The organism is Kitasatospora sp. NPDC004799, assembly GCF_040609095.1.
Taxonomy (GTDB): Bacteria; Actinomycetota; Actinomycetes; order Streptomycetales; family Streptomycetaceae; genus Kitasatospora.
In genome coordinates this window covers 1-9,660 of the sequence record NZ_JBEXJK010000314.1, presented here as the reverse complement: position 1 = coordinate 9,660, position 9,660 = coordinate 1, and the positions used below count along the sequence as shown (strand labels likewise).

Annotated in this window: 8 protein-coding genes; 2 read left to right on the top strand and 6 right to left on the bottom strand. The window is 74.6% G+C overall.

All coding sequences use genetic code 11. The features are described from left to right. Positions 1-218: 218 nt before the first annotated feature. The 4 genes from ABZW03_RS30130 to ABZW03_RS30115 all read right to left on the bottom strand — a co-directional run bounded on the left by ABZW03_RS30130 (position 219) and on the right by ABZW03_RS30115 (position 3,541). Positions 219-1,163 carry an ROK family glucokinase gene (locus tag ABZW03_RS30130; RefSeq protein ID WP_355265118.1) on the bottom strand — a complete coding sequence of 315 codons (945 nt, stop codon included), beginning with the start codon at positions 1,161-1,163 and terminating at the stop codon, positions 219-221. 191 nt (positions 1,164-1,354) lie between these two features. Beyond that, entirely contained in the window at positions 1,355-1,759 is a 405-nt protein-coding gene (locus ABZW03_RS30125; protein ID WP_355265115.1) for a DUF5304 family protein, read from the bottom strand. A 149-nt stretch (positions 1,760-1,908) separates the two neighbouring features. Further along, a complete protein-coding gene (locus tag ABZW03_RS30120; protein WP_355265112.1) occupies positions 1,909-3,081 on the bottom strand; it encodes an ArsA-related P-loop ATPase in 1,173 nt (390 codons plus the stop codon). Positions 3,082-3,106: 25 nt separating this feature from the next. After that, complete coding sequence (locus ABZW03_RS30115) at positions 3,107-3,541, bottom strand: SRPBCC family protein (protein WP_355265109.1); 435 nt, start codon at positions 3,539-3,541, stop codon at positions 3,107-3,109. Between the two features lie 434 nt (positions 3,542-3,975). On the opposite strand from ABZW03_RS30115, the gene ABZW03_RS30110 reads away from it, so the two are divergent. Next, on the top strand, positions 3,976-5,769 hold the full coding sequence (locus ABZW03_RS30110) for an AMP-dependent synthetase/ligase (protein WP_355265106.1): 1,794 nt from the start codon (positions 3,976-3,978) through the stop codon (positions 5,767-5,769). A 59-nt stretch (positions 5,770-5,828) separates the two neighbouring features. Here the strand turns inward: ABZW03_RS30110 and ABZW03_RS30105 are convergent, their stop codons facing one another. Further along, positions 5,829-6,965, bottom strand: a complete 1,137-nt coding sequence (locus tag ABZW03_RS30105; RefSeq protein WP_355265103.1) for a glycosyltransferase family 4 protein — start codon at positions 6,963-6,965, stop codon at positions 5,829-5,831. Positions 6,966-7,180: 215 nt separating this feature from the next. On the opposite strand from ABZW03_RS30105, the gene ABZW03_RS30100 reads away from it, so the two are divergent. Further along, positions 7,181-8,551, top strand: a complete 1,371-nt coding sequence (locus ABZW03_RS30100) for a glycosyltransferase 87 family protein (RefSeq protein ID WP_355265100.1) — start codon at positions 7,181-7,183, stop codon at positions 8,549-8,551. Between the two features lie 72 nt (positions 8,552-8,623). On the opposite strand, the gene ABZW03_RS30095 is transcribed toward ABZW03_RS30100, so the two are convergent. After that, positions 8,624-9,660, bottom strand: a 1,037-nt coding sequence (locus ABZW03_RS30095) for a hypothetical protein (RefSeq protein ID WP_355265097.1), incomplete at its 5' end; no start/stop codon positions are given.

Genomic DNA, 9,660 nt, shown 5'->3' with positions numbered 1-9,660 from the left:
GGTCGCCAATGCTCCGCAGTGGCTCCCTCCTCCGCCTTGCGATGCACGCACCCCAACGCCGCTCACTGATCCAACGCGAATCGTCAGACACGCCCTGTACGGTCACCCGATCGATCCGACCGTACGCGGCCGGGCCGGGACGTGCGACGGCGGCGGTGCGTCCGGGATGGTCGGGGCCCGGTCGCACCGCCGCCGGCGGGCTCTGAGGGGTGGGGCGGTTACGGCACGCGGGCGAGGTCCGCCGCGCCGACGATGCCGGCGGCGGAGCCCATCGAGGCCAGCACGACCTCGGCGCGCGGGCGGTGCACCCCGCCGGTCAGGTAGTGCTCGAAGGCCTTGGCGACCGGGTCGAGCAGCAGCCGGCCGGAGTCGGAGACGCCGCCGCCGAGCACGAAGACGCCCGGGTCGAACAGCGCGGCGAGGTCGGCCATGCCGCGGCCCAGCCAGTCGGCCAGCTCCGCGTAGCACTCCAGGGCGAGCGGGTCGCCCGCCTCGGCGGCCTCGGTGATGTGGATGCCGCGGATGGTCTCGGCCACGCCGTCGTTGAGCTCCAGCATCCGGCGGCCGCGCTGCGGATCGGCGGCGGCCTTCTCCCGGCCGTAGCGGCGCAGCGCGCGGCCGGAGCCGTACTGCTCCCAGCAGCCCTTGCCGCCGCAGCCGCACTGCAGGCCGTCGGGGACCATGTTGAGGTGGCCGATCTCGCCGGCCACGCCGAAGCGGCCGCGGTGCAGCCGGCCGTCCAGGACGATGCCGCCGCCGATGCCGGTGCCGACGGTGATCAGCACCATGTCGTCGTGCGCCTCGGCCGCGCCGAAGCGGAACTCGGCCCAGGCCGCGCAGTTGGCGTCGTTCTCGACGACGGTGGGCAGGCCGGTGAGCTCCTCGACCCGCCCGCGCAGCGGCTCGTTCTCCCAGTCGATGTTGGGGGCGAAGATCACCGTCGAGCGGTTGCTGTCGACGAAGCCGGGGGCGCCGACGCCCACCGCCTCGACGCCGGGGTGCTGATCCTTGAGCTCGCGCACGGCCTGCGCGATGGCGTCGACCGCCCACTGCGGATCGGCCGGGGTGGGCACCCTGGTCCGGGCCAGGATCGCGCCCGTCTCGTCGACCACGCCTGCCGCGATCTTGGTCCCGCCGACATCGACGCCGATGGTCAGAGCCATGTGTCCCTCAGCTATTCACTCGTTCCGCTGGACGGAACGCTACCGTCCAACCCGGCCCCCGTACACAGCCTCGCATACATTATCCGAAGACAATCCTGGGGTAGACGGGCCGGGATGCTTCAAAAGTCGTATCTAATCTCCTCCTTCGTGACGTACGAGAGCAGCGCGATCACCCTCCGAAAGTTACGGTTTCACTGCTTGGCGGACGGGCTGTCAGCCTCGTCGGCGTCCAGGTCGAGGTCGAGGTCGATCTTCTCGCTCGGCGCGCCCGGCCCGGCGGTCCAGCGGCTCTCGTGCCCGGCCACGGCGGCGCGGTAGGCGGCCAGCAGCTCGGCGCCCGCGGCGGCCAGCCCGGTACCGGCGGCGGCGAGGTGGGAGTAGACCTCCGGCTGCTGGGTGCGCAGCCGGTCGGCCAGCCCGGACAGGGTGATCAGGGTGGTGGCGCTCGCCTCCTGGGCCTTCTCGCCGAGCGCACCGGCGAACCGGCGCACCTCGTCCACCAGCGGGCCCAGCTCCGGTCCGAACGGGCTCCCCGGGCCGTCCTGCCCGCCGCCGGGTCGGGCGCCGGGCTCGGTGCGGTCGTCGGTGCTGGTCATCGCGGGCGCCTCCTCGGCCGTGGCCGCACCCCGCGGCCCTCCGGCCCGACGCTACCCGACCGGCCGGGCGGCCCGGAAAGGCACCGAGCCCCGGCCGGACCCCGGCTGAACCCCCGCCGGCCCCCGGCCGGACCGCCGCCGAGCCCCCGTCAGCCCCGCGGCCAGAGCGCCGGGTCGGGCGCGAACCGCACCGAGAGCACCCCGTCGTGCAGCCCGGCCCCGGCCACCGTGCAGCGGCGCAGCGCGGACGGCAGGGTGAGCACCCGGCGGTGGGTGCCGAGCCCGACCACCAGGTCGTCGCCCCGGCGGACCAGGTCCAGCTCGGAGCGGTCGGCGCCGGGCAGGTCCAGGTGCCAGACCAGCAGGCCGTCCTCGGCGAGCCGGTCCTCGACCGGCCAGGGCTCGGGGGCGAGCCGCTCGGGCCCCTCCCCGTCCCCGTAGAGCCGGTCGGCGACGGCCTCCAGGGTGACGTCGGCCAGGCCGGTGACCAGCACCGGGGCGTCGGTCTCGGCGGCGAGCCCGGTCAGCTCCTCCTCCCGGCGGCGGGCCAGGGCGGCCAGCCAGGGGTCGGGCGAGGAGGCGGCGGTCCCGGGCAGCGCGCCGTGCACCACCACGGCGTCCGGCCGGTGCCCGTGCAGCGCGAGCCCGGCCCGGATCCGGCGCAGCTCCCGGTACGGGTGGCCGTCGGCCGGGACGACCAGCCGGACGCTGGTACCGGGGTCGGTGATCGCGGCCCGGGACTCGGCGAGCGCCGCGGCGGCCTTGGTGCGGCCCTCGTACAGCCAGTCGGCGGGCATCGGGACGCCGGCCAGCCCGGCCAGCAGCGGGCGCAGCGCCCGGGCGGCCTGCCGCTGCTCGGGGACGAGCCGGTCCAGGTAGCGGGCGAGCTGTTCGGGCAGGGCGAGGGTGGCGATCAGCTCGGCGGGCGGCGGGGCGAGCACGACCAGGACGTCGTGGTCGGCGGCGGGCAGGGCGCGCAGCAGGGCGAGCCGGGCGATGCCGGGGAGGGCGGTGAGCTCCTCGGGGTCGAGCTGTTCGGCGCCGAGCAGGTCGAGGGCGGGCTTGAGCCGGCCGGTGAGCTCTCCGACGGCGTAGCGGAAGGCGGCCTGCTCGTCGATCCGGGAGACGGTCAGGCCCGGTGCGTAGCGGAGCGGTTCGGGCTCCAGCCGGGTGCCGAGGGCGGAGTCCAGGGCCCGGTGCGGGTCATCGGCGGCCAGCAGCCAGGTGCGGTGGCCGCGCCGGGCCGCGTGCAGGGCGGTGGCGGCGGCCACCGTGGGTGCGCCAGCGTCGCCGCTGACCAGGATGGTGCGTGTCGCCGTCATGCCGTCCGGCCCCCGTTCGGTCGTGTCAGCCTTCGACGCGCTTCTTCAGACCGGCCAGGGCGCGGTCGATGATGACCTTCTCGGCCTTGCGCTTGATCATGCCGAGCATCGGGATCTTGACGTCCACGGCGAGCTGGTAGGTCACCTCGGTGCGGCCGCCGGCCAGCGGGGCGAGGGCGTAGGAGCCGTCCAGCGAGCGGAGCATCTGGCTGCGGACGAGGGTCCAGGAGACCTCGCGGTCGCCGTCCCAGGTGTAGGCGAGGACGTGCTCGTCGCGGATGGCGCCGGCGTCGAGCAGCAGCCGGACCTCGGCGGCGCGGCCGTCGGCGCCGGTCTCCAGGACCTCGATCTCCTTGACCTCGCCGGTCCAGGCCGGGTAGGCGGCGAAGTCGGCGATCACGGCCATGACCGTGGCCGGGGTCGCGTCGATGGTGATGCTCGACCTGGTGTGCTCCGCCATGGAATGGCCCTCCGCCTCGTCCCTCTGCCTGCCGGTCCGGCCGGGGCGCGCTCGGCCCGGGTCCGCCCGGAGCAGGCTATCGCGACCGGCGACGCGGGCTGCGACCGGCGGGCAGGCAATCAGCGGCAGGCGGCACCCCGCCCCGAGCAGGATCCGGGCGAGCGGGCGAGCCCCGCCTCAAGCAGGAATCCGGGCGAGCGGGCGAATCCCCGCCCCGAGCAGGAATCCGGGCGAGCGGGCGAATCCCCGCCCCGGCAAGTTACCGGCCGGTCGCTCTGCGCTGCCGTAGGGTGCCATTCGAACGACCCGGTCACGGCCTGGTCGGACCCGGCCGGGTGTGACACTTCGAACACCGGAGCCGACCCCTCTGGTCGAAGCTGCCTACCGGGCAGTAACGTCCTGCCGTCCCGCAGCGTCGCGAACGAGGAGCAGTCTTGCTCGACTTCAGCCTTCCGGCCCTCTATCAGGTACCGAGCGGCGGCAACCTCGCCGACCCGGTGCACCGGAACGCCGAGGAGCACCCGGACGTCGCCGTGCTCAGCCGCAAGGTCGACGGCCAGTGGCAGGACTTGACGTCGGTCCAGTTCCTGGCCGAGGTGCACGCCACCGCCAAGGGCCTGATCGCCTCGGGCGTCGAGCCGGGCGACCGGGTGGCCGTCATGTCCCGCACCCGGTACGAGTGGACGCTGCTGGACTTCGCGATCTGGACGGCCGGCGCGATCACCGTGCCGGTGTACGAGACCTCCTCCGCCGAGCAGGTCGAGTGGATCCTCGGCAACTCCGGCGCGGTCGCCGTGATCACCGAGACCGACCAGCACGTCGCGGTGGTCGGCGAGGTCCGCGACCGGCTGCCGGAGCTGAAGCACACCTGGCAGATCGAGGGCGGGGCGATCGCCGCGCTGGCCACGGCCGGGCAGGACGTCCCGGACGCGACGATCCACGAGCGGCGCCGGATCGCCGGCCCCGACGACGTCGCCACCATCGTCTACACCTCGGGCACCACCGGCCGCCCCAAGGGCTGTCAGCTGACGCACGGCAACTTCCTGGCCGAGTGCGGCAACGTCATCAAGCGCCTGGCCCCGCTGTTCCGCACCGGTGAGAGCTCCGTCCTGCTCTTCCTGCCGCTGGCCCACGTGTTCGCCCGGATCGTCGAGATCTGCCCGGCGATGGCCCCGATCAAGCTCGGCCACGTCTCCGACGTCCGGAACGTCACCGCCGAGCTGGCCTCCTTCAAGCCGACCCTGGTCCTGGGCGTGCCCAGAGTGTTCGAGAAGGTCTACAACACCGCCCGCGCCAAGGCCCAGGCCGACGGCAAGGGCAAGATCTTCGACAAGGCCGCCGAGACCGCGATCGCCTACAGCCGGGCGCTGGACGCCGGCGGCCCCGGGCTGGTGCTGCGGCTCAAGCACGCGGTCTTCGACAAGCTGGTCTACAGCAAGCTGCGCGCCGCCCTCGGCGGCCGGGCCACCCACGCCATCTCCGGCGGCGCCCCGCTCGGCGAGCGCCTGGGCCACTTCTACCGGGGCATCGGCTTCACCGTCCTGGAGGGCTATGGCCTGACGGAGACCTGCGCGGCCACCACCTTCAACCCGTGGGACAAGCAGAAGATCGGTACGGTCGGCCAGCCGGTACCCGGCTCCTCCGTGCGGATCGCCGACGACGGCGAGGTCTTCTTCAAGGGCCCGCACGTCTTCACCGGCTACTGGAACAACCCCCAGGCCACCGCCGACACCCTCAGGGACGGCTGGATCGCCACCGGCGACATCGGCTCGCTGGACTCCGACGGCTACCTGACCATCACCGGCCGCAAGAAGGAGATCATCGTCACGGCCGGCGGCAAGAACGTCGCCCCCGCCGTCATCGAGGACCGGATCCGGGCCCACGCCCTGGTCGGCGAGGTCATGGTGGTCGGCGACCGCAAGCCCTTCATCGCCTGCCTGATCACCGTCGACCCGGACTTCTTCCCCAAGTGGAAGGAGCTCAACGGCAAGCCCGCCGGCGCCACCGTCGCCGACCTCGCCGAGGACCCGGACCTGCTGGCCGCCCTCCAGACCGCGGTGGACGACGGCAACGCGGCCGTCTCGCACGCCGAGGCGGTCAAGAAGTTCCGGCTGCTGGACACCGAGTTCTCCGAGGAGAGCGGCCACCTGACGCCCTCGCTCAAGCTCAAGCGCAACGTCGTCCTGAAGGACTACGCCGCCGACATCGAGGCGATCTACCAGAAGTAGTCCCCCCGCCGGTGCGGCGAAGGGCCCCGGGGCGTTCCCGGGGCCCTTCGCCGTACCCGCTACGCCGCCAGCAGCGAGGTCAGCCGCCCGGCCAGCAGGTCCCAGCGCCAGGAGCGCTCCACCCAGCGCCGCCCGGCCTCGCCCATCCGCCGCCGCAGCTCCTCGTCGCGCAGCAGCCGGACGATCCGCTCGGCCGCCGCCGGGGCCGAGCCGCCGGGCACCACGTACCCGGTCTCGCCCTCCAGCACGGCGTCCGGCGCGCCGCCGGAGTCCCCCGCGACCACCGGCAGGCCGGTCGCCGAGGCCTCCAGGTAGACGATGCCCAGGCCCTCGACGTCCAGCCCCCCGCGCCGGGTGCGGCACGGCATCGCGAAGACGTCCCCGGCCCCGTAGTGGGCGGGCAGCTCCTCCCACGGCACCGAGCCGGTGAACCGCACCGAGTCCCGTACGCCCGTGGCGTCCGCGAGCTTCTCCAGGTCCGCCCGGTACGGGCCGCCGCCGACGATCAGCAGCACCGCGTCCGGCACGTCGGCGAGGATCTGCGGCATCGCCTCGATCAGGGTGTCCTGGCCCTTGCGCGGCACCAGCCGGGAGACGCAGACCACCACCGGCCGGTCCGCCAGCCCGAGCCGCCGGCGCACCTCCGCGCCCCCGGACGCCGGGTGGAAAGTCGTCTCGTCCACGCCCGGCGGCAGCTGGACCATCCGGGCCGCGGCCTGCGGCCCGACCGCGGCGGCGATCCGGGAGCGGGTGTACTCGCCCAGGTAGGTCAGCACGTCGGTGCCCGCGCCGATCCGGCGCAGCAGCTGCCGGGAGACCGGCAGCTGGGCCCAGGCCGCCTCGTGCCCGTGGGTCATGCCGAGCAGCCGCCCGGCCCCGGCCCGGCGCAGCGTCGGCGCCATCAGCCCGAGCGGGGCGGCGGCGCCGAACCAGACCGAGTCGCACTTCTCCGCCCGCAGGATCTCGGCGGCCCGCCGGGTGACCCGGGGTGTGGGAACCATCACCTTCGTCCGGTCCCGGATCACCGGGAACGGCTGCTCGGCGTCGAAGCGGGCCACCTCGCTGCCGTCACGCCAGGTCGAGGCGTACACCACCACGCTGCCTGCGGGCTGACGGACGGCCATGTTGTGCACGAAGGCCTGGATGCCACCGGGGCGGGGCGGGAAGTCATTGGTGACGATCAAGGTTCTGTGCATCAGGCCACGGCTCGCTCGGTCGGGGGGTGCGCGGTGTACCGCTGGGTGATCCGTACGATAGGTCAACACCATGACCCGCCGGGAACGGAACCGCGCACGGCAACCGTTTGACCCCCGGGTCAGTCCTAGTACCTAGGCCGTCGTCCAGACGCGGCCCGGGCGTCCGTCGGTACGACGCCTCCGGTGGGGACGTCCGAGACGAACGAGGGAGCGCAGTGGAATTGGCCCCGGCCACCGAGCCCGGTTCTTCGCGCGGCCGCCTCGGCCGCCCGCTCGGGGCGCTCGCCGCGCTCGCCGCCACCTGGGTCGCCACCCGCGCCCTGCTGGTACTGCTGGCGACGGGCGTGCTGAAGGCGCCCGGCGGCGACGTCACGGCGGACGTCTGGATGATCTACCACGCCTGGCACGGCGTGCTCCAGACCGGCACCTTCCCGTTCGACGACGTGACCTGGCAGTACCCGCCGGGCGCCGCCCTGGTGATCCTGCTGCCGGGCCTGCTGCCCTGGTCGTACCTGGTCTCGTTCTGGGTGATCTGCGGGATCGCCGACGCCGCCGCGGCCGCGCTGCTGGTGCGCACCGGCCTGCGCCGGGGCCGGGCGCTGACCGGCGCCTGGCTCTGGGTGGTGGGCGTCCCGCTGCTCGGCCCGATGATCTACAACCGCTTCGACGTCATCGTCACCGCGGTCGCCCTGGCCGGCCTGCTGGCGCTGATCCGCCGCCCGGCGGTCGGCGGGCTGCTGCTGGGCCTGGGCGGCATCGTCAAGATCTGGCCGCTGCTCGGCCTGATCGGCACCCCCTCCGGCCGCCGCACCCGCCGCTCCTGGACGCTGGCCGGGGCCACCGCCGTCTCGATCGGCTTCCTGCTGGCGGCCGGGATGAACGGCGCCTTCGACTTCCTGGCCTTCCAGAAGGACCGCGGCATCGAGGTCGAGTCGCTCGGCGCGCTGCCGCTGCACTTCGCCCGGATCGCGGACGGCTGGGACGGCAAGGTCACCATGAACTACGGCTCCCCCGAGATGCTGGGGCCGTGGGTCAGCGTGATCAGCAAGGTGATGATGGCCGGCACCCTGATCGGGTTCGCCTGGCTGCTGCTGTGGCGCTACACCTCCAAGCGGCGCAGCGCGGCCACCATGTACGACGCGGCGCTCTGCGCGCTGCTGATCTTCGTGGTGACCAGCCGGGTGATCAGCCCGCAGTACCTGGTCTGGCTGATCGGCGTCGCGGCGGTCTGCCTGACCGTGCGCAACAGCAGCCAGCGGCCGGTGGCGGTGCTGATCCTGCTCGCCTGCCCGCTCACCCTGGTCGAGTTCCCGACCATGTTCACCCAGGTCCTGGCCAGCGACCCGGCGGCGGTCGCCGTCCTGACCGCGCGCAACCTGCTGCTGCTCGCCGCGGCCCTGCTCTCCTGCGTCCGGCTCTGGCGCTCCACCCGCGGCGAGGCGCCGCTGCCGCCGACCGTGGTGCTGGACCGCGAGCCCGCCGCGCTGCCGGCCGCGGGCTACCCGGTGCGCCCGGGCATCGCCTACGAGCAGGACCTGCTGGACGGCATCGACCGCCCGGGCGCCCCGGCCCAGCAGCGGCGCTGAGCAGGCCTCCAGTCGGCCTTTCGGCCCGTCGGGCGATCAGCGCCTGTCGGGCGATCAGCGTCCGACGGCTGGTCAGCCCGCCAGCGCAGCCACCCGCTCCAGCCAGAGCCGGGTGAACTCCTCCAGCCCGACGCCCAGCTCGCGGCGCATCAGCCGGTCGGTCCACCGCTCCCGGTCCTCGCCCTGCCCGTCGGCCGCGCCGACCGCCCGGTAGAGGGCGACCAGCCGGGCCGCCCCGTGGGTGCGGGCGATCAGCTCGCAGGCCAGCCAGGACTGCTCGTAGGCCTGGGCGATGCCGGCGGCCCCGGCGGCGAAGTCCCGGTCGGCGGGCAGCGCGGTGGGCAGCCGCCCGGCGGCGACGTCCCGGGCCAGCTCGGGGGCCGTCTGCTGCGGGCTGCGGCCGGAGTCGCGGTAGGCGGTCCAGTCGGCGACGCCCTCGGAGAGCCACAGCGGGGTCCAGCCCCGGGTGTCGGCCCGGGTCGCGACGTGGGTGGCCTCGTGGGTGATCACCACCTGGCGGCCGAAGTCGCTGAGCCGTCCGTACGCCTCCGGGTTGACCAGCACCCGGTCCGCCGGGGTGTGCCAGGGCGCGCCGGGGGCGGCCACGGTGACCGCCGCCATGCCCGTCCAGCCGTCCGGGTCGCCCTCCAGCAGCCGGGCGAACTGTTCCTCGGTGGCGGGCCGTTCCAGCAGCAGCCGGCCCGGCCAGGCGCCGCCCCAGACCTCGGTGACGGCGGGCACCGCCCGGTCCGCCACCGCGGCCAGCTCGGCCGGGTCGGGGCCGGCGGCCGGCCCGAGCACCAGGCAGTGCGCGCCCGGCGCCGACCGGAGCGGCCCGAAGTCCCACGGCGCGGGCGGCCCGCTCGCGCTCTCCTCGCGCTCGACCCGCCAGCCCTCCCCGGCCCGGACCAGCTCGATCCGGCGCGGGTACACCACCGGGTACCCGTCGTACCCGGCGACCCGCACCGCCAGGTCGGCGGCGGCGGTCAGCCGCTCCGGCCCGCCGGCGGCGGCGAGCACCAGGTTGCGGAGGGTGGCGGAAGCAGTACCGCGTACGACCCCGGGCGGCTCACCCCCGCGCCCGGGCAACTGCACGACCCGGCCTGCAC